General features: G+C 61.1%; 20 protein-coding genes. 12 read left to right on the top strand and 8 right to left on the bottom strand.

Annotated features, from left to right (window positions below; translation table 11 throughout):
* The 6 genes from CH306_RS27730 to CH306_RS27705 all read left to right on the top strand — a co-directional run.
* Window positions 1–416 (top strand): TniB family NTP-binding protein (locus CH306_RS27730; protein WP_256981288.1); only part of this gene is annotated, 416 nt, incomplete at its 5' end.
* 1532 nt (window positions 417–1948) lie between these two features.
* The gene (locus tag CH306_RS27725; protein ID WP_032370995.1) at window positions 1949–2638 is read left to right on the top strand and encodes a ParA family protein; all 690 of its coding nucleotides are present in this window, start codon (window positions 1949–1951) and stop codon (window positions 2636–2638) included.
* A 225-nt stretch (window positions 2639–2863) separates the two neighbouring features.
* Window positions 2864–3517, top strand: coding sequence for a ParB/RepB/Spo0J family partition protein (locus tag CH306_RS27720; protein ID WP_329946442.1), 654 nt, complete (start codon window positions 2864–2866; stop codon window positions 3515–3517).
* 320 nt (window positions 3518–3837) lie between these two features.
* Window positions 3838–5013 (top strand): site-specific integrase, encoded by a 1176-nt coding sequence (locus tag CH306_RS27715; RefSeq protein ID WP_094648447.1) that lies wholly within the window; start codon window positions 3838–3840, stop codon window positions 5011–5013.
* A 171-nt stretch (window positions 5014–5184) separates the two neighbouring features.
* Window positions 5185–5823, top strand: coding sequence for a hypothetical protein (locus tag CH306_RS27710; RefSeq protein WP_094648446.1), 639 nt, complete (start codon window positions 5185–5187; stop codon window positions 5821–5823).
* A complete protein-coding gene (locus CH306_RS27705) occupies window positions 5816–6988 on the top strand; it encodes an XRE family transcriptional regulator (RefSeq protein WP_094648445.1) in 1173 nt (390 codons plus the stop codon). Before CH306_RS27710 ends, CH306_RS27705 begins: the two co-directional genes overlap by 8 nt.
* Window positions 6989–7145: 157 nt before the next feature.
* Here CH306_RS27705 and CH306_RS27700 read toward each other — a convergent pair whose 3' ends face one another.
* Both CH306_RS27700 and CH306_RS27695 read right to left on the bottom strand, forming a co-directional pair.
* Entirely contained in the window at window positions 7146–7694 is a 549-nt protein-coding gene (locus tag CH306_RS27700) for a hypothetical protein (RefSeq protein ID WP_068050850.1), read from the bottom strand.
* A gap of 104 nt (window positions 7695–7798) precedes the next feature.
* Window positions 7799–8752, bottom strand: a complete 954-nt coding sequence (locus CH306_RS27695; RefSeq protein ID WP_094648444.1) for a hypothetical protein — start codon at window positions 8750–8752, stop codon at window positions 7799–7801.
* A gap of 347 nt (window positions 8753–9099) precedes the next feature.
* On the opposite strand from CH306_RS27695, the gene CH306_RS27690 reads away from it, so the two are divergent.
* The 5 genes from CH306_RS27690 to CH306_RS27670 all read left to right on the top strand — a co-directional run bounded on the left by CH306_RS27690 (window position 9100) and on the right by CH306_RS27670 (window position 13556).
* Complete coding sequence (locus CH306_RS27690; protein WP_027494115.1) at window positions 9100–9717, top strand: SMI1/KNR4 family protein; 618 nt, start codon at window positions 9100–9102, stop codon at window positions 9715–9717.
* A 148-nt stretch (window positions 9718–9865) separates the two neighbouring features.
* Window positions 9866–10444 (top strand): hypothetical protein, encoded by a 579-nt coding sequence (locus CH306_RS27685; protein WP_027494116.1) that lies wholly within the window; start codon window positions 9866–9868, stop codon window positions 10442–10444.
* Window positions 10445–10587: 143 nt separating this feature from the next.
* Window positions 10588–10794 (top strand): hypothetical protein, encoded by a 207-nt coding sequence (locus CH306_RS27680; RefSeq protein WP_027494117.1) that lies wholly within the window; start codon window positions 10588–10590, stop codon window positions 10792–10794.
* Window positions 10795–10998: 204 nt separating this feature from the next.
* On the top strand, window positions 10999–12000 hold the full coding sequence (locus CH306_RS27675; RefSeq protein ID WP_237606104.1) for a hypothetical protein: 1002 nt from the start codon (window positions 10999–11001) through the stop codon (window positions 11998–12000).
* 383 nt (window positions 12001–12383) lie between these two features.
* Complete coding sequence (locus CH306_RS27670) at window positions 12384–13556, top strand: ATP-binding protein (protein WP_027494118.1); 1173 nt, start codon at window positions 12384–12386, stop codon at window positions 13554–13556.
* A gap of 206 nt (window positions 13557–13762) precedes the next feature.
* On the opposite strand, the gene CH306_RS27665 is transcribed toward CH306_RS27670, so the two are convergent.
* The 3 genes from CH306_RS27665 to CH306_RS27655 all read right to left on the bottom strand — a co-directional run bounded on the left by CH306_RS27665 (window position 13763) and on the right by CH306_RS27655 (window position 18247).
* Entirely contained in the window at window positions 13763–15592 is a 1830-nt protein-coding gene (locus tag CH306_RS27665) for a hypothetical protein (RefSeq protein WP_139278506.1), read from the bottom strand.
* A gap of 523 nt (window positions 15593–16115) precedes the next feature.
* The gene (locus CH306_RS27660) at window positions 16116–17195 is read right to left on the bottom strand and encodes an acyl-CoA dehydrogenase family protein (protein WP_051364802.1); all 1080 of its coding nucleotides are present in this window, start codon (window positions 17193–17195) and stop codon (window positions 16116–16118) included.
* Window positions 17192–18247 (bottom strand): DUF3068 domain-containing protein, encoded by a 1056-nt coding sequence (locus CH306_RS27655; RefSeq protein WP_051364804.1) that lies wholly within the window; start codon window positions 18245–18247, stop codon window positions 17192–17194. Before CH306_RS27655 ends, CH306_RS27660 begins: the two co-directional genes overlap by 4 nt.
* Window positions 18248–18574: 327 nt before the next feature.
* On the opposite strand from CH306_RS27655, the gene CH306_RS29695 reads away from it, so the two are divergent.
* A complete protein-coding gene (locus CH306_RS29695) occupies window positions 18575–18919 on the top strand; it encodes a methyltransferase family protein (RefSeq protein WP_231893830.1) in 345 nt (114 codons plus the stop codon).
* Here the strand turns inward: CH306_RS29695 and CH306_RS27645 are convergent.
* The 3 genes from CH306_RS27645 to CH306_RS27635 form a co-directional block, all read right to left on the bottom strand.
* Window positions 18909–19757, bottom strand: coding sequence for a hypothetical protein (locus CH306_RS27645; protein ID WP_139278505.1), 849 nt, complete (start codon window positions 19755–19757; stop codon window positions 18909–18911). The genes CH306_RS29695 and CH306_RS27645 overlap by 11 nt on opposite strands.
* A 92-nt stretch (window positions 19758–19849) precedes the next feature.
* Entirely contained in the window at window positions 19850–20461 is a 612-nt protein-coding gene (locus CH306_RS27640) for a hypothetical protein (RefSeq protein WP_027494121.1), read from the bottom strand.
* Window positions 20461–20910: a hypothetical protein gene (locus tag CH306_RS27635; protein WP_027494122.1), complete on the bottom strand. Its 450-nt coding sequence runs from the start codon at window positions 20908–20910 to the stop codon at window positions 20461–20463. Before CH306_RS27635 ends, CH306_RS27640 begins: the two co-directional genes overlap by 1 nt.
* Window positions 20911–20951 lie beyond the last annotated feature (41 nt).

Raw genomic sequence — 20951 nt, 5'->3', positions numbered from 1 at the left:
TGTCGTGGCCGGACCGACAGCGTATGCCGAACCTACTGTTGCTCGGTCCGACGAACAACGGCAAGTCGATGATCATCGAAAAGTTCCGGCGCACTCATCCGCCGATCAGCTTGTCCGACCGCGAGCAGATACCGGTGTTGTGCATGCAGATGCCCCCGGACCCGTCACCCGGCCGGTTCTACCTCGCACTGCTCACAGCGTTGGGAACACCGACCAGGCCCCGCAATCGGGTCCACGAACTCGAACAGCAAGCATTGATGCTGCTCCGCGCCACCGGCGTGAAGATGTTCGTTCGTCCAGACCCTGACACACCTTCATCCGTTCCCTCCTACGAAGCGCTTCTCCTTAGAGGACACAGAGCCTGGACCATTGGTGCCAGCCCACGATTCGACTCACCTGTTGCCCCAATCCCATAGGAGCGCGATTATGTTCGCTCCATCGATGTCAGGATGCAGCCTTGCCAGCGTCGCACTCGGCCTGAGCGAGGCATAGCACTGAAGCCTGCCTCGAAGGGCGCGCTCGAACGGCAACACGAAGAGAGCTCGACGCAAGGGTGCAGCTCTGTACCACTCCAAGGTCAAATTCAATCTTTACCGCGGTAAAGGTCGCCAAGATATGGAACGGGTCACCCGGACTCCAGGCTCTGCAGGCCCCGGTCCCCCAGCGCATCAAGCGCATCCACGATTTAACTCAAGCAAATGCACTCAACAGGAAGTTCCCCAGCACACGCCAGCCTCGTTAAAGCGGATTCGATTGAATATTGTCTATCAAAGGCCCGCCGCCACCTTCGGCCGGCCTTCGAATGCGCACCGCCAAAGAACCCGGAACTTCGACTGCAAATCGGCCAGATCCCGACGCTTGTGGGTGCGACGCTTTTCGTCACAGTGACGAAATTGGGTGGGGTGCGACATCCTGCCCCCCGGTCTTACTTCGGCGCGAACTATCGCGATTCACCCTACGTAAATCCGCCGCAAGGCGTTGCCGGCCAAACCAAGGTCCTACGAGATGGCTGAAACTAACTGCCGACAAGAAATGAAACTCAAGGCCTCACTGGAGCCCACATCACCCCACCACCCACTCGCATTTACTGAATCATCACCTTGCGGTGAGAGATCAGCCTTTACCGCGGTAAAGACGCGACAACGCCAAGGCTCAGGACCTAGCGCCTTGACAGTCCGCCGGAATTGGGCGAAACGACCAAACTGGGCCTGCCCGAAAACCCTAACGAAAACTGTTGCACCCTCACTACGATATCGGCCGGCCGATTGCATCAGAAGAGCCTGGTCGCGCATGATTGCAGTGCACTGCAACAGCAAGCAACTAGCGCGTACTTCGAAGTGCAACGACTGTTGCAGAACCAACGCCAGGTCGCGCCCAGAAATCTTAGTACGACGCGCCTCAGCGGGCCTTAAAGACATCCGACGGGCGTGGTGCCGGCACTTCGTGTATCACCATACCTAGCAAGCCTCCCGACTAACTGCTGTCGACCAGCGAACCAGCCAACGTTGGGGACGGCTGCCGTCCGCAGCCCTGCTCGCTGCTTCAATGACACAGTCCTCGCACGAATCTGCAACGGTGTAGCTCCCACACCCTCGGGTCAGAAGTCTGAATACCAGTAGTTGATGGTGCGACAGGCGGACTTAAGCACTGCCCACCTTCACTGATTTGACGTCTACCGCGGTAAAGATTTAGCCGGTAAGTACCACAGCGCGTGGACGAGCCAGTGAGCGCCGAGGTCCAGCGGGGGAGTCTGCCATCGGATCACAGACATGACCCGGCGAGTCGAAGCTACAACCGAACACTCTGGAGGCATAGTGATGTACATTTCGAGGGCGCAAGCAACTCCAGCGCTGCGCGTTCTCGCGGATCTTTACCGCGGTAAAGATCATCGCCAGAACACCACACCGAAGTAGCCGCACCGCGGTGAAGCAAACGGAAGGTGGGCTCAATGCCCGTACACGTAATAATCAGCCAAAAGGGCGGAGTGGGGAAGAGTACCCTCACGATGAACCTGGCGGCAGTCAAGAATGACGTCTTGACTCGCTCCGGAGCCAAGCAGAGCGAATCGCCAGTACTGGCAGCTTCGATCGACCCTCAGGGCTCGGCAGTGTGGTGGGCCGAAAGAGTGCAGGACCTTCCCTTCCGGGTCACTCAGATCGACGACCCGGAAATGCTCCGCCATCTGCCAAACCTGGATGGAATCAAACACGTTTACGTCGATACGCCGGGCTGGATCGGCGATCGTCCTGGGGCTGTAGATAACGGCACTTCAGGACAAGCGCTCGACACTGTACTTTCGGTGACCGATCTCGCGATCGTCCCGATCGTCCCGGAGCCACTCAGCTTCGACCCGACGGCCCGCACAATCTCCAAAGTGCTTGAGCCGAAGGGAATCCCATTCATTGTCGTCATCAACAACTGGGATCCAAGAGACGGCCGAGTCGACCTGGAACAGACCGAAGCATTCGTCCAAGCGCAAGGTTGGCCACTCGCCAACACCGTTGTTCGGCACTACAAGGTGCACAGTCGAGCCGCAGCTCAGGGGCAAGTGGTTACCGAGTACCCGCCAAATCGGGCATCGCTGCAGGCACGTGAGGACTTCCAACGCTTGTGCCTTGAGCTGGAAGTAGGTAAGTAAATGGCAACATCACAGAAGTCCCGGGGCGGTCGGGTCGATTTTTCTAGTCTGGTTGGTTCAGTGGGGGACAAGTCGCCCGTGGATGCATCCATCCCTGTGGATGGCCAATTTAGACCAGATGTGCCTCTGTCCGAACTAGTGGCCAACCCTCGGAATCCGCGCTCAGCGGTCGGGGATCTCGCCGATCTGGCTACAATCGCGGAGCGGCAGCTTCAACCTGGGACAGTGGTTACGAGCGCACGGTGGCTCGAACTTTGGCCAGAGGACGTCGCCAGAATCGGTTCCGCACGTTGGGTTGTGGTCAACGGCTGCCGAAGGCTTGCTGCGAGCGAGAAGTATGGCCGCAAGGGAATGGATGTGGTCGTTCAGGACAGCCTTGCAACATCCAAAGAGGCCATCCTGTGGGCATCAATAGTCGAAAACCTGGACCGGCAAGACTTCGACGTTGTCGAAGAGGCAGAAGCTGTCAACCTTCTTGTTACTGAACTCGGAAGCGCCACCAAGGCCGCTCAAAAATTGGGGCGATCAGAAGGCTGGATCTCGCAGCGGCGCGCATTGCTCAAGCTAGAGCCTGAGTTGCGGGAGAAACTACGTTCAGGCGATCTCGCGATCCGAGACGCTCGGGCGCTGGCGCAGATTCCGTCTGCGGAGCAGGTCGCTGAGTGGTCTTCACGCCAGCAGAACCCACCATCGCCGAAAGCAAACGAGAAGAAACCACGCCGACCCTCCGATGCTGACAAGCAGATCGCATCACGCAGCGCCGCAATCCGGGCGCTGATGAAGCTGAAAAGCGATCCCCACTCTGTGGCAGTCGCGATCAGGGAAGCGCTCAACGAGGAGGACATACGTGAGCTGGTGAAGACGCTTCGAGGCATCTGACACAGCTCATCCAACCAAGAAGGCCTCGGCGGAAAGCACATCCGCCGAGGCCTTGCTGCTGAGCCTCCGATTCGGACCAGTGGGGAAGTGGAGCGGAGGCTTAAGCCCAGGTAGCCGGTCTGTGTCAGAAGCGCGACCCACCACTTCGCCAGCTCTGATCGGTCGCCAATGGCACTCTTGCAGATAGAGCTTCCTACTCACCCTTACTTATTCAGATTAGACCAACGTAAATTGCATTTTCCGCACCATCGGTGCCAAAGTGCCAGTTCAGCACAGTTTTGCTCTGCAGACATGTCGGTGACCTGCGTTAGGCTGCTCCTATGGACTCTCGACCAGGTCGTGCACCGTCGGTAACTACGGGCGTGGGCATTCCTGCAGGTGTTGGGTCAGTGGCGGTCGAGCCGGAGATCCCGCCGGCCGTCGCGAAGCGGATCGCGAGCGCCGTGCAGTCTTCCCGGTCCGAGGGAACGCGCAAGACGTATGCGGCCGCGTGGAGACGCTTCACTAAGTGGTGCGAGGCGAATGGTCACGTGACGTTGCCGGCTCACCCGATCACCGTCGCTGCCTACCTCGTCGACGCCGCCGACACCCGCACCGAATCAGGGGAGCGGGCCTACGCCGTCGCCACCTTCGGCACCTGGACCGCGGCGATCAACCATCAGCACCGCACCACCGGGCATCTGTCCCCGTCGGCCCATGAGCTCGTCACCGCGACCCTGTCGGGCATACGGCGCCAGTACGCCGCAGCGGGGGACCGGCCCCGCACACCGCGAGACCCGTTGCTGGTCGACGACATCAAACTCCTCGTCAGAACCGCCCGAGAGCGGTGCCGGGGTTGGGCCGACGAGGTGCTGGAACGCCGGGATTCCGCGATCCTGCTGCTCGGGTTCGCCGGCGCGTTCCGACGCAGCGAGCTATCGGAGCTCGCGTGTGGGGACGTCAGTGTGCACCGGCATGACGGTCTCCACGTACGAATGCGGAAGTCGAAGACGGATCAAGAAGGCAGGGGAGCGGTGAAAGCGCTCCCCTACACCGGGTCCCACGAAACCTGCCCACCCTGCGCCTACGTCCGCTGGGCACAAGTCGTCGCCGCATTCGATGCTGGGGGCAGGGCTTCGGTGATCCGGCTCCTACGCAAACGCGAGTCGTTCGCAGGACATGTTTGCCGTGGGGGAGTACCTCGCACCGCAGCCCGCGCTCCGTTGTTCCGCGCAATCGCCAAGAACGGAAACCTTGGCAATACTCCGCTGTCCGGAGCGGCGATTCACCGGACCATCCGCCGACGCGCCGAGCACGCCGGCTACGACGCAACCGCACTCACCAAACTAGGCGGACACTCGCTCCGTGCCGGCTTCGTCACTCAAGGCACCCGCAACGGTGCAGACGGCTCCGCCATCGCCCGACAGACCGGCCACGCCAGCCTCGACTCGGTCGAGGTCTACCGCCGCGAACATGCACCTCTTGTCGGGAACGCCGTTGCTGACATCGGGCTCTAGAACAGATTTGGATAGTTTCTGAAGCCAGAAGGTGCATATCGCGCGAAAAACTAAAGTTAGATGCTATCCTGAACGCCTACTCAGGAGGACTCGTTGGATACAAACCGTCGGTGGGCGCTAGAGACGTTCGGAAGGCATGGCGCACTAATTCGTAGTCGAATCCCTGCGCTCGTGAATGAGGAGCATGTCGCCTCGGTTGACGCACAAGAAGCATCCGGCCATAGGTCCACCGGGGTCTATGGCGAGTTCTGGAGGGGAATCCTGGAGAAGTTCGAGGAATTCGGCAACCTGCCCGGCGCATCAATGGTTCGGCCAGACGGAGCACCGTACAAGATCCCAGTCGTAAATGGCGTCGCCCTCTTCCCGTGGCGATACTCCCGAACCCTGGAACGCAGTATTGACTCAGTCCTTTTCGGCACCTCAGACACACGGTCGTCGATAGCGAAGATTCGGCCGCCAGCTTTGCAAGGGGAGCTCGACATCGAGGTTCCCGATCCGGAGTTGACCGACGAGGAGCGGGAGTTAGTCTCCAGCTTCGACAGCTACACCAAAGATCCTGTGGTGGAGACGGGTCGGCTTGTCTTGGTTGCGATTTGCAGCTCGACTCGCGGACTGTTCGACGTGCGTTGGGGCGAAGCGGAGCTCGGCGCCAGCGGCTTCGTGAGTTGGGTTGCCGAGCCGGAGAACCTTCTCAACCAGACTCCGACTCGACCAGTATCGACCACGCCGCGGCGGACCTTCACATCCGGACCGGTACCAAAGAAGTTCCCAACGGAACGACCAGGCGAGGCGTCCGGCACCGATGAATGACGATCGGCCACAGCTTGAGCTCTTCACATCGGCTGTCGATGATGGTCTCTCGTCGGTCGCGGTGGCGTTCGAGCCTGCCCGACTCACTCAGGCACGGGTCCTGGCCGAATTGACCAAATCTGAGCTGGCCGAACAAGTCGGTGTCTCGGCGGCCGCGATCGGTCAGTTTGAAGCCGGAATCACAAAACCACGTCCCGAGCATCTACCGATTTTGAGCAAGACTCTAGGCGTGCCGGTCCGGTACTTTGCAGCTGGTCGCCCCATAGGGCGTCTTGACGCTGCCGACGCGCATTTCAGAAGTCTCAGATCGACGCGATCCAAAGATCGCTCGAAAGCGGCCGCGCATGCTGAGCAAGTATGGGAACTGACTCACGCGCTGGAGAAGCAGGTCAGGTTCCCTGACGTCAATTTGCCTGTCTTGCCCAGTGGAGCGTCACCTACCGAAGCTGCTGATGTGCTTCGTAAATGGTGGGCAGTATCCGCCGGACCTGTACCCCACTTAGCGGGCACCATGGAAGCGAACGGCATTGTCGTATGCCTCATCTCAATGACCGACGATGCGCTCGGCCGGGTAAAGGCCTACTCGACTGACGCTCTAGGACGACCGATTGTTGTCCTTACCCCCGAACGCTTCCGCTCGGTGCAGGAGTACAGGTTCACATGTGCGCACGAGTTGGGGCACCTACTCATGCATCCCACCGCTCTCCCCGGCGATCGACAGCAAGAACGCGAAGCCGATCAGTTTGCAGCAGAGTTCTTGACGCCACAAGCGCAGATCGCACCGTTACTACCCAAAACCGTTCGGATCTCCACACTGGATGGACTAAGCCGGGAGTGGGGAGTCTCAATCGAATCGCTGATCTATCGAATGGGAGAGCTCCACCTAGTGACCGAGGCCGCCATACGCCGCGCGCATCAACGTTTGGCGGGCATGACCGGTTTGCGTAACGAAGAGCCTCTAGTTTCGTTCCCTGGCGAGGTGCCTACTCTCCTCCGAGATGCGTTGAAGATGGCCGAGAAAATCGGTTACAGCCGGGCGGATCTTGCCGACGAATTACGTTGGACCGAGCATCATCTCGCCAAACTGCTCGGCGAGATCGACACACGGCCCAGACTGTCTCTCGTCTCACGTTCAGAACTTTCGCCTGGTCAAGCGTCCACCTAACGATGATAGAACCTGCCTGTGCTGGCGAACCTCGCTCGGGAGGTCCAGCGTCGAGGAGTCTTTCGAAGATCGGGAACGCCCTGTCTCCGCATCACGCATTCGCGCGTAGGCCATCAGGCGGCCCGCACAACCGGGCATGAGTCGCGGGCGAAGTCGGCTAGCCTGCGGCTCGTCGACGAGCGTTGAGTGCGACAGGATCAACCGATAGTGCCGGTTCCAGTGGTTCCTCGTCCGGGTCAACATCATCTTTCGCAAAGGCACTGATCATTGGCTCAAATATCGCCGTTAGACGCGTGAACCGCATCGTCGCGTAGACAATGGCAAACTCGAAGATCCACCGTGCCACTAGCGCGTTGTGACCTACCGGACTCTGACCGGGCGGAATAGCTTTCGTCGAGTCGAGCATGAGAGCGATGATCGCGAGCAAGGCAGCGCCCATACTGCCGACATAGATGCTGCGCCAACTTCGCGCGAGGTCCTTGCCGACGTCACGCTTGAGCGCTTTCGCACGCGGCCCCTTAGCTGAACCCAGCTGACTTACCGCGACTCCGCTCAGCGCCCCGGTCAACGAGACCACTACCGCGAACGCCGAGTAAACGCCACGGCGATCAGATGCTTCACTCCAGCTCAAGAGGTCGAAGCGCCCGGTGAGCCACACAACTAGAGCATGGATTCCCACGACAAACCCGGCTATGAACAGGTCCATCCATCGGTGATCAATCCAAAACTCGCGGATGGGTCTGACGACATGTTCTCGGAGAGACTGTCCTAGTTCCAAAGCATTCCTCCTTCGGAACCACACTGCTGACCTCAAGACTCGTTGTTGTTACCGTTCGCCGGCTCCACGCCGACCGCCTGCCGTAGCTCACTATCATGCTCGGCTGCGACGCCCATTATGGCGGTAACGGCCGACACTATTCTGATGGGATTGCCCTCATCATCTGTCGCCGCAATCTTGCGCTTCGCGGTGATCCGTTGTTTGAGGAAGTCCACCTTTTCCGAGTGGGTCTTCTCGTCAGCGTCAATGTGAATCAGCTGGGCTTTCGCCTTGCTGACCTCGCTCTCGCTCGCAGCGGCCGCAAGGTGTCCGGCCTCGTCACGCATGATCTGTCGGCCCTCATGGTTTTCCTTCGCCCGTGACGTCTGGATGATGAGGGTTACTGTTACCGGCCCGAACTCATCGTTGACGCGGGTAAGTACGCTCCCTAGTCGCGAGCCTCGGTTTGTAAGCGCCTGAGCCTTGGTGGTGCTCACCTTGGTCTCGATTCGAGATACCTCGGGCGACTTCTGAAGTTGCTCCCGGGCCGCGTCGGTAAGTACGGCCTCCGCGATGAGGTGCACACCGGTGAAAATCTTCAGTTCATCGAACCATTCAGCGACCGCACTCGGCGTCGGTGAGGCCGCCGAGCCTTGCACGAGACCGATCAGGTTCCCAAAGTCGAGAAACGACACCACAGATATCTCATAGAGCTTGTTTCCCTCTTCGGTCTCGAAATCTTCGAGAGAGGTAGCGCCGCTCTTGAGGAGCCCCAGCCACGCTGCGACGTCACGGACCTTCGCGAGCTTCAAATGAGCACGTTCACCGTGGTAGTAGACCTCGCCAATCAGCATGCGGTCGCCGACTTTGGTCGTTCGACCTTCGAGGTCAAGGCCATCGAGCTGGGTGAGTATGTCGTACCAATTCGCGTGCTCCATCGGCTTGTTGCCAGATGCGTCGTACTTCACAAGGCGATAGAACGCGATCGTTTTTTCATCGGTCGCCATCGCGGTGTTCCTCCTGGACGTTGCTGCAGCTCGGCAACGTCGTCTTGTGAAGTCTGTTTACGCGTCGACCTTAACCTTCGTGACTGGTTGACTGCTGGTAGCCACGCTGTTGTCTACATCCAAACTGGCTCGCTCGTGGCCCTTGCACCGGTCGAGCGTCCGCTTCTGTATCCCGATCGTCATTTGCTACTACATCAACGCCCTAATCGAAGATCCGCAAGCGCATCGAGATGAACACATCGCACGGAGTCGGCCGGGCGTCAACATGTCTTGACGGTGCGGTAACTGTCTCGAAGCGATCTGCGTTGCGATAATCGAAAGATCCCTCTGCGCAGTATGGTCGGGCAATGTCGTTGACTCAGGAGTGGAACCTCCTCGTGACTGCGCTGCGGGACGTGGCACCGGTGACGGCGCGAACGCTCAGGCCATGTGCGTCGACGAGCGCGGTGAAACGGGCCGAGGCAGCGACGGTTCCGTGGCCGGACGGGCTTCGCGAATTCTTCGGCCTTCATGACGGTCAGAACGAGGTCGGCGGCGCGGGACTCGTCGTTCCGGCTGGACGTCTGCTGCAGGTCGCGGAGATACCTCAGCGGCATTCCGACATGGTCGAAGTCATGGCGGATATCGTTGCAACAGAACCAGATATCTACGACGGGACCTACGCCGAGATCGTCGACAACCTGGTCGAGGCGGGCGTCGAGGCAGAAGATCACCTGTTCCTACCGGGGTACGTCCCTATCGCGGCTTGGGATTCGAATCTGATGTATTGCGACACCCGTTCGGGAGAGATGCGGGGGAGTGTGTCGTACCGATCAGACGACGGCGGGCACCTGGGTGTGCCAACCTGGCCGTCTTTGGAAGCATTTGTTTGCGACGTCAGGTCGGCCGTGACCGATCAGATATCGATCGGCTGGTACACAGCAGCGGTCGACAACGGGGTACTGGACTGGGACATTGTCGAATGACGTTGTGGCAGGGCGAGAGCGCCGAGATGGCGGTACGGGTACCAGCGGCCGGCCTTGGAGCGGCCACCCTCCGAAACACCTGGTGTTGCAGTCCACACCCACCGGTGTCGTGCGGTCAGGCGCGTAGTCGGCAGACGGCGGCGTCCAGATGACCATCACTCCGTGTCGTGACGGCTCACCCGCTCGATGGTTGATCGATCAAAGACGCGACTGGTGGGATCTGGTCACCCGCGGCCCGTCGGGGTACGAGCGTTACGCACGGTTGAGATTCATCCCGGATCCGACTTACGACGGTCAGCGCGAAATGGACACCGACTTCGCCAACGACGGACCGCCCGAGATCGCCCAGCTCGGAATCGCTGTCTCCACCCTCGCCCGGTTCACCACAACTCCGGACGACTGCTATTTCCTGATCTGGGAGGGCTACGAAAACCTCGACCACATGCAGGCCGCGACAGTCTCGATCCCGGAGCGGCCCTGCTACCTCTTTCGAGGTACTGCGGAGGACGTGTCGACGTGGAAGGACGCCCGAGACGGCACTGGTGAGCTGCCGATACCTGCGTTTGTGTGGCCAGCCGATCATGCGTGGTGCATCGCCAACGACGTCGACCCCCACTTCGCCACCATCGGTGCCGGCGAGTCCGCTATCGCAGATCTTCTTCGGACCGCACGAATCGATACGACGCCGGACAATCCCACCACGTACCCACCGTTTTACGGATTTTGAAGGCCACGGTCCAAAGGACGCGTTCGAGGCGGTCGCCGATACGGCGCAGTGCCTGCAGCGCAACGGTTTCTAGTGGGCGTTCCGTACCCTCGGGTGGCGGTGTCGAACAGGCACCGCTACCCGAGACGCAAGGAGGCACCTCCATGGCTGGAATCGCTGACAAGCTCGATAAAGCATACGAAGACAAGCCACTCACCGAGCTCGTCGACGCACCCGTCGAAGCACTGCAGGGCGTTAGCCCTGGCGATGCCGAGCATCTCAAGGCCGCATTCAACATCACGACCATCGGCGATCTCGGACGCAACAAGTACTTCCTCTGGGCGCAGTCGATCGCCAAGCTCGCCGAGTAAGACTCGAGTACGGCACACACGATGAAGCCACAAGACTGGCTACGTCCTGTGGCTTCATCGCAAGCCGACATCGATGCCTGTGGCGTACCTGCACCATCGACCGTCGACAGCGATGCCGTCGACGCGCATGCGTGCCACGTTCGCGGCGGGCGACCCTCGGCGACGTCCCTGATCGGTCGGCCTTCAGCCCGGTACCGTCGCACTGTGACACCGAGACAGGTCAGCACGGTGAGCGGTTACCGCTATCAGTGGTCACTGTTCGTCGATTGGTGCGCTGCGGCCGACGTCGAGGCTCTACCTGCGTCGCCGATCACGCTGGCGCAGTTCCTCGATGAGAACCCTGCCGGCGACGCGGTTCAGTTGCGCCGGGTTTCTGCGATCAACCGCGCTCACCTCGATGCCGGCCAACCCGCCCCCGGCGGAGTCACCTCGATTCGGATCGCACTGGACTCGGCACGTAGTGAGCGAACGATCCGGCGTGCTGAGCAGGACCAGATGATGATCGCGGCCGGACTGCCGACCTCCGGATCGACAGCGGCACTGTTCGGTCGCCGTGACGCCGTTCTTCTCATGCTCGCCGGAGCAGGCCTGTCCCACAAAGCTATTGCGAAAGTAGACCGCACCGAGATCACCACCGACGGCGACGCTGTGTGGATCGGCAGCCGCCACCGCATCCGTATCGCCCCCAACGACTCCACCGGTTTCGAACCGGTCACGATATGGGATCGGTGGCACCCGGTCCTGCAGTTCTCCGAGCGCTACCCGTCGACCACGCTGCTGGCAGAACATTTGCAGCGCAACACTTTTCCCGACATGACGGGGCTGCCGCTTCGCAGTGGTCCGGTCGCGGTGCCGATCGACCGGTGGGGCCACCTACCCTTGCCGGTGACGGCGATGACCGCCGCCGAGGTCGGAGCGGTGATCGCCAGGCACCGCACCGGGGCTTCTCCACTGCACACCCCGCGCCGCCTCCTCGCCAGACCCACCGACGGTGGTACCGATCGGCGTGACCCCATCGTTCCGGAGCCAGTGCCCCTGGAGCTCGACTCCGGGTACTACCGCTCGGGTGTCGAGGCACGTCGACGCGCCCACACGGCGTTGGCCGACGTACCGGACATGGTCGACGACGTCGAGGACCGCATCGAGCAACTCCTGCAACGCACCCTGCAGCTCCTCGACCCATCCACCAACGGCGACAGCACCTGATGCGGCGCACTCACGACCCGGCACACCGACACCTTGGTCGTCGTCCAACTCGTCGAGCACAGAGATCGGACACCGCCACGTTGCCGCAACCTGGGCGCAGCACCTAGGTTCAGTGAGCCGCGACAGATGACGTTTGAAGGCTCAGGCGCGGGTTCGAGACCTTCCGGGCCAATCGTCAACATACCTTGACGGTGTGTAGCCGCTCTTCATGCCATCAGCCGACATCGACACAGTAGAGACGTCGCAGCACTTGCCTTTGCGCCCGGCCCTGCTTGTCGACGTGGCGCGCCCGGATCTGCACCGAGTCACCGATCTATCGGTATGTATCTGACTGTATATGAATAGGACTGATACAACTACATACAATCCGATAGTCTATGTGCATGGAGTACGGACTGAACCCCTTCACACCCGGGTCTGGCACCCGACCCCCCGAGCTCGTCGGACGCACCACCGAGCTCGAACGGTTCGACTTGTTGGTCGCCCGCGCGAAACAGCGGCGCTACGACCGTGGGTTGATGCTGCAGGGCCTCCGGGGGGTAGGGAAGACCACGCTCCTGGCGACCATGGCGGATCAAGCTCGCCGCCACGATTGGGTGGTGGTCGAGGTCGAAGCTCAGACCAGTGTGGAAGGTGCCGAGGCCCTGCGGAGGCGTATCGCCAAAGATATTTCTCGCGCTGTACGCCGTCGTCAGTTCGCCGGCCCGGTGGCGGACAAGATCCGGCAGTTGACCGAAGAGTTCTCGATGTCCGCCACCGCGTTCGGTGTCGGAGTCGAGCTCGCTCGCTCCGCCGGTGCCGAGAAACCAAGCCTGGGGGTCGAATTCGAGGACCTCGTCGAAGATCTTACCGAGGAACTCCGCAAGGACGGCACCGCGCTGGGGCTGTTCATCGACGAGATGCAGGAACTCGAGCCGGCGCTCTTGCAGGTGATCCTGGCTACCCAGCACCGTGCGGCTCAGCGTGAGTGGCCGTTCTTCGTGTGCGGTGCCGGCCTGCCGAACCTTGCGCAAGCCTTGGCCGACGCACGGTCCTACGCCGAGCGCCAGTTCGACTACAGGACCATCGGTCCGCTCGCCGACGATCAGGCCCGCGATGCGATCGTCACACCCATCGCCCGGCTGAACCAGGACATCGACGCCGAGGCAGCAGATTACGTCGTCGCGGCGAGCGATGGATACCCGTACTTCCTTCAGGTGTTCGGTCACGAGCTCTGGCAGGCAGCCCAGCAGTCCCCGTTCACCCTCGCCGATGCCGAGGACGCCGTGGACACCGGCCACGCCTCGCTCGATTCCGGCTTCTACAGCTCACGGTGGCTACGGGCCACCGACGCCGAGAAACGCTATCTGGTGGCGATCGCACGCAGCGGAACCGATACTCCGCGGACGGCAGCCCTCGCCGAGGCCCTCGGGTCGAATCCGCAATCGATGGCACCGCACCGTGACTCCTGTATACGCAAAGGACTCATCTGGTCGCCGGCCCGCGGCCTGGTTGCGTTCACCGTCCCCGGGATGGCGGACTTCATCCGCCGCCAACCCAACGCACCGATTATCTGACCTCGACACCCAAGGACGTCGACTGGGCTGACATCGAGCACGTCGATCGCTCACGCCGCCCTGCATCCACACAGCGCCAGTGCACCAAGAGTCCAGTTCGGTCCGGCGTTGCAGCCTCCAGCCGCGCTGGAGGAGGGCCAGAGCGAGTAAAGCGAACAAGGCCGGTGCTCGGTGTCACCCTGAACTCGTGGCCGATACACGGTGCGTTAGAACGGGTCCGGTGGGCCGGTGTTCATCACGGCCAGGATGTAGTCGTGGTCGGGTGAATCGGCCGGGTGATCGTCGGCGACCGCGAACACCGACCGATCGGGCTCCGGCGGGGTGCGTGCTTCCTCCCGGGCTGCGAGCCATTCTCGCCAGACGATGCGTTCGGCGCGGTGGCGCACGATGCGGGCACGAACGGCCGAGGTGAGGCCGTGACGATGGCCGATGTCGTCGAGTTCGACGGGCCCGATACCGATGTGGGTGTTCTCGATTGTGAGGAGCCCGGCGACGCGTAGATCCAGCAGAGCCTCGTACCCGCTGGTGCGTCCCATCCCGATGGCAGTGAACAACTCATCCGCCGTCAGAGGCTCGGCTGCGGCAACTACTGCGTCGTAGAGGACGCGGTGACGCCACCCGATGACACTCCACGCCGGGTGTACCGACTCCACTTCGGCTGGCCCTGCCACGGTGTCGACTACCGCCGCACGTCCCGCATGTGTGGGCACTAGTGCGTACCGATCGGGGTTCTGGCCGACTCCGCGTTCGATCAGCAACAGCGGTGAGCCTTCCATGTCCCGCAGCCGCTCCAGAACGGACCACACCGTCGATTCGGGGAGCATGCCGGCGGCGATGGACAGTGACCGCCCACCGACACCGACAGTGGGGACGCCTTCCACTAACTGCCCTGACATTGCGGCAGCCCACGCCAGTGCCTGAACGACTGCATGGGTGGTCCAGCGATCCCGGCGATGAAGAAACTCGGAGGCGACCCAGGTTTGGGCGTGGGTAAGCCATAAACGAAGTACCGGATCGTAGGTACCCCCTGTGTGCTTTTGCTTGTGCCCGGTATCCCGGACTGGCTCGGGGAGTGTCGATGCGGCCCAGTCGAGGGCGCGGGCAGTGTCGCGGCGGATGGCGCGTTCGGGCTCGGCGTAGCGGGCGTATGCGGCACGCACACCCGCCCATGCCGGCTCAGAGACGCGGGTGAGGATTTCGGTGGCGCTGGCTCCGGCGAGGACTGCGTGGGTGATGACGGATTGGCGTGCTTCCGAGCGTGAGGGCCAGCGGCGGGTGTCGATGCGGCCGGTGCTGGCGAAGTCGAGGACGCAGCGAGGCGGCGGGGCGGAACGGCAGAAACGTGGGTGCAACCGGGCGTCATCGCTGCTGCCGAGGACGCGTTCAGTGGACGTCTCGGCGCGGATGTGGGTGTCGATCGGGCTGGTGACCGTGCGGCCCGTTCCTCCGAGCAGGGCTTCGAGGCGTTGGAGTGTGCCGGCATCGGACCCGACGGTCAGGATGTCGGCCGCTGTAGCCGGGTCGAGGTCGACGAGGGTGCGGTAGCCACCTTCTTTGCACTGCGAGCCCGGCACGGTGATGCACCCGGATTTGTGGTTGGTCATCGGTGTGATGTCCAACGTCGGAAGTCGCGCTGCAAGAAGACGTAGCAGTGGCCGTACTTCGTCGGCGGTGACTGTTTTTCCCGGTGCCAGCGGTATCAGCACGTGTCGGCCGCCGCTGGCCGATTGGTCGACGACTGCGCGGCCACCGCATTCGGTCAACCAGGCCAGCAGACGCCTCACGTCGGCGACAACGCAGGCGTGACCGTGGTGTTTGGTGTCGAAGTCGAGGGCAACGATGCCGGCGCGCGCGCGTGAGAACAGCGGCACAGCCGCTGGCAGTACCGGCCGTTTGACGGTCAACGGTCCCGCGGACACGTATTTACGGGTCGTCGGGTCGTAGAGACGCATCGATCGACGCGCAGCAATGGCCGGTGCGAAACGACGCCACAGCCGGTCCGCAGTCGCATCCGGATGGACGACACGAGCATTCAATCTTGTACCTACTTCAGGGCACGATGTACCCTGAGACATGTCCTCCAAGACAGTCCCTTCGGGGAAAGCACCACAGAACGAGTTGCGAGCTAGTCACTCGCTTCTCTGACTTCGAGAACCCTCGGCCCGCCCGCCGGGGGTTTTTCGTTATCTGTGCTGCGCTAATTCAGTTGGTCGTATGTGCCGAATGTCAGTTCGGGACAGAACGATCATGCAGTCAGCGGCAACACTCCTTGGTTTCGCGGTCGGTTGAGTTCAAGCGCGAGGTCCTCGCGGTCATTCACGATCGCGATGAGATCGGCCAGGTACTGACCCAGAGATGTCACACCTGCTGAACTCTGTTGTTCTTCGAGCGTTTTTATGAGCTCTAGCGGGATTCGGACAGTCAACGGCTTCCGGTCACCCTTACTGGGCATCGGCATAGCGTGGCCTCCTTCATCTGCATCATCGGTCCCAACCAGTGCCTATCCTGATGCAGAATCATGTTCGACGGGCTCAGACACGCCGAGAGCGTCGAAGGAAATTACATTGATGTGAGTAACCCGTTCGATTGGAACCCTTCTGAGCTTGTTTGGGCAATCGACTGCTGCTGCTCAATGCTGGCCAGTAGATGAGCGCGTATCTCGGCAGTGGCAGTGCAAACCAGCGCGAAATTCGCCTCGCGTGCGGTGCGTTCAGCCAGCCCCCCGCGCCTCACAGCCTTGCTGCCCGCTACAGCTGTGAAGTATGCCGATACGTCGACGGCGAAGCGGCAGACCTGCGCTCGTACCTCGTGAATATCGATCCTCGTGTCGGTTACGGCCTCATTCAACGACTTTCGGAGGTTGATAAACCCGTCTGTGAGTGCTTGGTTGTTCTGACCAAGCTCATCCAAGGCAGTCAGGCATCGACTCGACAACCCGAGTGCCAGCGAGCCGTTGATACGAACGATTGCACGATCAATCGTCGACATTGGCCCTTGCTTGCTCAGGCTCTTTCGTTGCACGTGCATGACATTGCTGTCGGCTACGGCAAGGCCGTCGAATTTAAGCGAGACAGTGCGAGATGCGTTGGCTGCAGCCAAGTGAAGCGGCTCATGGGACAGGCCCCTACCGCCTGCTGCCGAAACGAGGAACGTGACCGTCGAGTCGTTTAACTGGTCGTACGCCGTTACTCCAACGACGTCGATCATGCCCCACCCAGTCACGAATGGCGCACAGCCTTCGATCCGATAGCCATCCGCAGTCCGGTGGGCCCGGACGAGGGGTCGCTGCGGTGAGGCGTAGCCACTGCCTGACACGCCAGCGCGAATCGTGCCCATCCGTAAGCCTGAGAGATGTTCTGCTTTGAGTGACTCGTTCCCCGACGTAGCGAGTCTGAGGAGAGTGCCGTGATGCTGGGCCCATACGAACGCTGTTGCTAAACAACCGCTTACCAGGATCTCCCCTACGGCGGACATGGTCTGGAGCGGATTGTCGCTTCCTAAAGCTACGCCGTAGAGCCCTTGGCTGACCAGTAAGTCGAAGTGCGACTCAGGAATCTCAGCGGTCTCGTCGACCACTGCCGCAGCAGGTTCCAAGACCTCTTTGCGAAGCTCCTGTGCCTTGGCTATCCAATCGATCACGACAGTGTCCTCTCGGTCGCTTGCTGCTGCATGTCATCCCCTCTGTCGCCAGGAGCCGGTCCGTCAGAATTCAGCGAACTCGGCCCTGGGGGCCTCGGACGGCAACACACCCCAACGCCGAGTGCGAATGCAGAGAGACCGGCGAGCCCGAGAAGAACGGGACCGTATGTCTCAGCCCAGTCGATGAGACGCTTGGACTCGACTGCCCGCTGCACCTGCTCGTCGACCGTGGCAGCGTCGAGCTCTGGCGACATTTCCACGATGGTGACCGCCGACGGGTCGTTAGCGGTACGTCCGTAGTACTGGTGAACCGCTTGTTTCCCGAAGACGATTGCACCCGTCGTGGGCTCAACGAGCAGCTCACGGCGTGCCTTGTAGAACCGGTGCATCAGAATCTCTTCGTCCCCGTCGATACCCCAGTACGACGCAGGGAGGCTGAGCTTGCCGCCGGTGTCGAAGGGCGCGATGTCCTGAACGAAACGGTAGACGTCCAGGCCGTTGATGTTGGTCTCGCCGTCGAACTGGACGTCCTGGCTGCGGCGCGTGGTCGTATCGAAGTACGGATAGGACCTCTTTTCGACGTCGAACGGAAACTTGAGCGAGAGCCCGTCGTGCGTGACTTCGTCGGCGGGTTGATCGTCGTACTTCTGGATCGACCCGATCGGATCGTCCATCGGCATCGCAGTTCTGCGGTCGGCGGTGAATCTGTCGACGGTTGCGTTGACCGTTCCTCGTTCACCAGGTCTGTCGTCTCGTTGCAACAAAACAGCGGATTGCATGGTGATCTTGTTGCTGTCGGACGGTTCTTCGACAGTAACCTGCTGTAAGACACGAATGGGAACGTCGCGATCGACTTTCGAGACGCCCTGAACGAGCGCTTCGGTGTCGAGCAAGGTCGCGGTGCCCGTTGCGACCGTTGCGGAGTCGACGTCGAGAGGCGTTTTCACCAGCTGTGGAGCCATGTACAGGGACATTGTTGCGGAGGATGCGGCGAGGAACGCACCGACCCCGACCAGTGCCAGGCCTTTGATCGGTAGTGTCGCCGTCGTCATGCGTTGGTCCTTAAAGTTGGTCGGTACCCTGCTCGTCTCGGAGCGGCTACTGAGTCTGAGAAGCTGTGTCGCATGATCGTCAAGAGGCTGCCCTTGTTCGTGACCAGTCGACCGGCCGCTGTGGTTTTGGCTACCGCTTTCGCGGGATTTGCGTTGTCGGAGTACAGGATGGGCAAGCGGAGGCCGCGAGCGGGCTCTGTGAATCGGGACAACGGGTCCGGTAGAGCAGTTGGCCGTGGCCTTGCACTGGCGTACGGCGGAGGCCTCGTGCTGAGCGTGGCCTCGCCGGCAACCGTCATTAATCGGCACCGGAGAACGATTTTCGTCGTGGGCTTGACCACCGCTGCACTCGGGCAGGCCCTCCGGCTGGCTTCGGCGCGGAAGCTCGGGGAGTCCTTCACGTTCAAGGTCCACACGCATCCAGAGCAACTGGTGGTGCAGACGGGCCCGTACCGGTTGATTCGGCACCCCTCGTACACGGGGGCATTGATCTGCGCGCTGGGATTCTCCATCGCGTACGGGAACTGGCTTGCCCCCGTCATGGTGTCGTTTCTGGCGGGGGGATATGTCCACCGGATCCCGTCGGAAGAGTCCGCGATGCTCGAGGGCATAGGAGAGGGGTACGCCGAATACATGACGCGCTCTAAGCGCTTGATCCCGTTCATCTTCTAGTCGCCCCCGCGGAAGTTGCCTTACCGTCTTCACCGTCGACCATCTCGACCATGAGTCGGGTAGACGCGACGGAGTTTCTGCTGGCACGCCAGGCAGCCCGCTTGGAGCTCGGGATCAGAGTGTCCGCAAGGATGGCGTTGCTTCGAGTCGCCAAGGCCTGCCACTCATCCATGTACGCAACGATGCGTCGGTACCGCTGGACGCGAGGAAGCAGTGTCGTCCAGATGTACACCCACGCAACGTATCCGGCGACGAGCAGGGGCGACATGATGAGGAAGAGCGATATCTGAACGGTGTGGTCGGTGTACCAGTTCTCTGTGCCGCGGGTGAACGCAACTAGGTAGACGATTTTGTGAACTGCGTAGAGCAGGATCATCCCGCACGCCACCGCAGCAGCGGTGAGAACGCGCGCTAGTTCTCCGGTCTTCACGATCAGAGCCATGCGAACCAACAGGTAGAACGGCACTACCACGCACAGCGACAGGCTTCCGAGGAAGATGACCCAGTAGACCAGCATCCAGCCTTCGGCTGGAAAGGTCTGACTTAGGTAATATGTAGGTCTCGACGGCGCGGGGGAAAGGAGAAAAGAGACGACCAGACCGACAACCAACGCCGCGGTGACCGCGTAGCGAGAGCGACGCGAGAAACTACGTTGGGTCGAGTGAGCCACCATCCCGACCCATTGGGTTGCGGCGCAAATCGCCATGGCCTGAGCTATCAGAACAGATATGTTCCACAGGCCCGTTACGTCGTGTATGACAGGGTCAAGCTTGTCGTCTGCCAGCGCATGAATTCTGAACATCTGCGCAACGCTGAGAGTGAGCAGTAGCACCGTCATGGGGCGAGTTTGCGGCCTCCGCCTGTACAACGGTAGGCGTTGAAGACCGAACACCAGCAACACTATTGGCAGTATCGCCTCGAAGAACGTGCTCACATCTGCCACCCAAAAATTGTGGCCACCCGGCGCAGGGTCTCCTTGTCTTTCGAGTCGATGTTCTCCGGGTAGAACGGCTTGCGTAGGGAATCGGCGCGGGCAAGCATGAGTGTGCCGAGCCATTCGGCCTCTGCTTCGATGGGCTGAAGGAAATCCGGGACTCGTGTGAAGCACACCTTCGCCCGTTGTTCCTCGGCAAGTGCGCTGATCATTGTCCTCGGAATGGCAGGAGCCATCCTCATGAACGATTCGACCAGAATGTCCTCGGTGACAACAACATCGGCATCATGACCGAGAAGTATGTGTGCGACTTCGTGGAGGATGCATTGTTCACGGAAGAGCGGATCTACGTCCGCACGGACGTAGATGACATCGACCGGGGCAGTTCGTACCCAAAAGCCCGAGACCTCGCCGCTTTCGCTCAGATCGTCAGGTAGATCGAGGATCACAATGACGCGGCCGATCTTGAACCCAACCTCGGCAACGAATCGGTCGATCGACCAGGGTCTCGTGAACTGCAGTTGCAGTGTGTCGAGGAAGGATCTGGCACGTAGCTCGGGGTCGTCGATAGTTCTCGCTGCAGCGGCAGCGTCTCGGACCGAGCTCATTATGTCGATTCGCCAGCTTCGGCCGGTTCGTGCCGATTCTGCTTCTCGAAACGTCCGTGCGTGTCCCGGACCAGCTCGCTCAGACGCTCAGCGATCGCCGGAGTCAGCTGCGGTACCCGAGTTCGTAGAGCAAATACCGTGGCCTGGGAGTTCCGAACATTGTCGAAGTAATCGAGCTGCGCGTTATAGTCCATCTGCTCGGCAGTGGTGCCGACCAGGTAGGTAACCGGCGACTCGAAGAAGGTCGCTACTGCCTCGAGGACGTCTCGTTCGGCGTCGTCGACCGCCTGGCTGCGGAGCACTTTCACTTCTTCCGCAGTGACGTGGCGACCGACGCTTTTGCTCACATGCGCCGCGACCTGCGGGTCCAGATCATCGAGTGTCCCCAGATGTCGGAAGCCCCCGAATAGCCTGCTGATTCGATCGTGTAGCGGTAGCTGGCTGTCCATTGTGGTCTGTTCCTTCCGAACGTTCTCTCCCCGCGGAGTAC

The organism is Rhodococcus sp. 15-725-2-2b (assembly GCF_002259075.1).
Classification (GTDB): domain Bacteria; phylum Actinomycetota; class Actinomycetes; order Mycobacteriales; family Mycobacteriaceae; genus Rhodococcoides.
The sequence above is the reverse complement of the archived record's forward strand: the minus strand, read 5'-3'. Positions and strand labels throughout refer to the sequence as shown.